Consider the following 3,787-nt stretch of genomic DNA (forward strand, 5'->3'; position numbering starts at 1 on the left):
TATCTACAACCTCAAAACCGTGTTTTGAGCAGCCTGCGGCTAGTTTGCTCTTTGATTTTCACTGAGTATTCCTTCATTTTCTCCTGCAATTGAATTCTTGCTCGACTTTTTGTTTTCTATTTCTTTAAAATCAAAGTAGCTCTTTTGTTAATAACTCGATCAACAAACATCGTGGTACAAGTATCTACTTTGAAATTTATCAGCCACTTAACAACTGATACTGTATTCTAGGAAAACGATGACATTCTTCCTAATAAAACTTCTCATATATGACATAAATTTCTACTCTTTTTAATTTTAAATGAGTCTCAGTATGGCAATCACTTTAGAATTTAAGCCGCTTCTCCAGCTCGATTATTGATGAGCTCAATGGTTTGAACAATATTACGAAGTACTGGTAGTTGGTGTTGGAAGAGTAGTTGAACCGATCCATAAGATTTAAACGGCTCTTGCGTTAACACTTTCGTCTCTAAAAAACCATTTTCTACAATGTAGTCTACAATCAATTTTACAAATGAAATCTGCCTAGCATTAAGGTTCTCATCCGACAAAAATTTAGAAAAAATACGATTGGCAGACTCTCTATCTAAGCCAATAATCTCACGAACCAATCTCGGAATTGCCTTATTTTCATAATGATGTTGGTAGTCTGCTTTACTACCTAATTTTTCCCAGAGCAATTTTTCAAGTGCAAGCATATCATCAGATGTCAACTTTTTATTATGGTATAGCTTAGAAATAGACTCTTCATCCAGATGAGTTTTCAAATAATGCTCAACTTTTTCATTGTAAGACCGAAGATCGTTGACCTGCAAAAATGCTGTGGTCTCGTGAACAGTGGAGAGTATACGATCTTCAAAGTTAACATAGTAGGGTTTACGGTCTGTTTTATCCAAAAACTGTAATAAATCTCGAATAGCAAGACGAATTTTTTCCAAATCAGACAAGCTAACTTCTTTCCAAAATTCAGGCTCCTGTACTTTCCTGATAATTTCAGCCTGCTCAAAAACCTGCGGGATATTGCCAATAGCAGAAAGAGCTCTAGCCGTCTTCATCACTTGGGAAATATGAACAGTAGAAGATTTAGCTGTCAGTTGCCCTAACTGAATATGAAGTAAGCACAAATCAAATCTCCTCGCCATCTCATCTTCTTTATCTTCATCAAATAAAAGCGGAGAGAGATTTTTTTGAATGGTTTCACTTGTAACAGCAGTTAGATTCTGCCAACTTTCTAATTTCCTATAGCTATAAACTGTATCTAAAACCATACGAACCCTGAAGTCCAACTCATTTAAGCTCTCTATACGACCTTGAAGTTCTGAAACAAGCTCCTGACGGTATGCTCTCGCAAACTGATCTTCTTGGTATTGGAGTCCCTGAAGTTCTCGAATCAAGTCCACTTTGATATTAAATAAACGCTGAGTCAAAGAAACAATGTGACGACCCTCTCCATCTCTTGGATCTGCACGAAAATAATCAAAATTGTCCCCATAATCAAATACCAAGAAGTTTTCCTTATCCTGCTCAGGTCCAAATAAATCTTTACATAGACGGGTTCCTCGACCAATCATCTGCCAAAACTTAGTTTTAGAACGTACTTTCTTGAAGAAGACTAAATTAACAACCTCTGGTACATCAATACCTGTATCTAACATATCGACAGAAATCGCAATTTGAGGATACTTCTCCTTAATTTTAAAATCATCAATCAAGGTCTGATAATGCTTAATACTATAATCAATCACCTGAGCATAGTCGCTCCCTTTTTCAGGATAGCGGTTGTTAAAAATACCTCTGATATATTCCGCATGATCATGATTTTTAGCAAAAATAATAGTTTTACCAATTTCATCACCCGAGGCTGTCTGAATTCCTCTTGTCATGAGTTCATTTAAAACAATTTCTACTGTACTTTTATTGAAAATAAAGGAATTAAACACACTCCCATCAATATCTTTTTCACAGCTATCGTCTTCAAATTTGCTATCAAAATGTTCCTTTTCTTCTTCGGACAAATCATCATAATGTAGACCATCCGTAGGTAGTTTCAGTTTGGTTTCGATAGAATGATAGGCTACTAAATATCCGTCTTTAACAGCCTCTTCCAAATCATATGCATATGTTGGAACACCATTCTCCAAATTAAAGAATCCATAGGTGTTTTTATCTAAATCTTGACGCGGAGTAGCTGTTAAGCCTACAATCCTTGCATCAAAATAATCAAAAATGGACTTGTATTTCTGATAAATAGAACGGTGAGATTCGTCAATTATGATAAGGTCAAAATGCCCAACAGTGAAAGGACGTTGATTTACTTCTTCTTGACCACTAATCGCTCCAATCATAGTCGGATAAGTTGAAAAGACCATGCGACTTGATTGAGCTCCTTCTTTATCTTCTAAGAAGTTACAAACGGAAAGATCTGGGAGTAATTTCCTAAACGAATCATAGGCTTGCTTAACCAAGGAAGTTCTATCGGCTAAGAAGAGAACGTTTTTTACCCAGTTATGACGTGATAAGATATCAACTAGAGAAACTGCTGTACGAGTTTTCCCAGCCCCAGTTGCCATAACCAAAAGTGCCTGTCTACGATGATTAGAGAAAGCTTCACAAACGCTTGCAATCGCATGTTTTTGGTAGTGACGCCCGGAAATATCGTCCCTAATTTTACTAGAAATATCCTCAAGTGGTTTTTGAAGATGACGTCTATCCATCACTAATTGCAATTCTTCTTGAGAGTAAAAGCCTGCAATCTGGCGGCGGTTTGGACCATCAAGTATATAGTGCTTCAAGCCATTTGTAATAAAGCAAATTGGCTGATAGCCGATATATTTCTCCAGAGCTTCAGCATATTCTTTGACCTGTACTTCCCCTACTTCTGGATTGACAGAGGCTTTTTTAGCCTCCACAATCGCTAAAATTTTCCCATTTTTACCATAAAGTACATAGTCACAGTAACCAATTCCTGAACCGTGCTTGAGACCATCAACAGCTATCTCAACACGACAGTTTTCTTCAAATATCCATCCTGCTAGACGGAGATCGATATCAATAAAGAGCTTTCTTGTCTCTGCCTCAGATAATTGATCAATATGGAAAGGCACATCTTGCCGTTGCGCTGCAGTCTCACGTTTTTCAGTATAAGTCTCTTGAACTTCTACGGACTGAGCAGCCATCTGTTCATGAAAATCAGGCAGTTCTGGTAAACTGTCTTGTAACTTTATCATAGATTGTGGAGTTTCTCGGTATTTGATGTTTGCTGAAAGTCGTAAGCACTTCTCATCAAAATAACGCTCCACAAACTCATTGCTGTAACAATAATCGATAAAATTAACAAACTGATACAAATGATGCAAAGCTAAAATAGCTTCTCGTTCCTTAATTTCACCACCATGAGCAGCATGGTTTCCCCACCGAATCAACAGAACTATCTGCTTGTGGAGTTCAGAATCTACGATATCCCTAAAATCATCATCCCATACTAAAGAAGATAGAGTAGCACGATAGGGAGCTTCTAAATATGAATCGTGACTATATATCCAATGGACAGCCTGCTCTAAAGCACGACGCGCCATAAAGGCAGTAGCCACAGTTGATGTAGCAATCATATTCTCAGCTTCAATGCAAGGTTTTGAAAAAGATTCATATTCGTCATTTTTTAAAAGAAAGCTAAAATTTCCCATTTTTTTCTCACTTTAAACAAATAGTTTAGCTATATTATACTAAATTTCAAGCTATTTCTCCACACTTTTATAGCTATCTCACAAGCAAATTGTGATTTGTCGAC

Annotated in this window: 1 protein-coding gene and 1 pseudogene; both read right to left on the reverse strand. The window is 36.8% G+C overall.

Translation table 11 applies throughout. The features are described 5' to 3' along the window. Positions 1-332: 332 nt before the first annotated feature. Positions 333-3,683 (reverse strand): DEAD/DEAH box helicase family protein, encoded by a 3,351-nt coding sequence (locus HT701_RS11105; RefSeq protein ID WP_119920153.1) that lies wholly within the window; start codon positions 3,681-3,683, stop codon positions 333-335. 29 nt (positions 3,684-3,712) lie between these two features. Further along, positions 3,713-3,787, reverse strand: a pseudogene (locus HT701_RS11110) (type I restriction endonuclease); the annotation flags it as partial.

The sequence above is a fragment of the Streptococcus sp. 10824 genome, assembly GCF_013276595.1.
Taxonomy (GTDB): domain Bacteria; phylum Bacillota; class Bacilli; order Lactobacillales; family Streptococcaceae; genus Streptococcus; species Streptococcus pseudopneumoniae.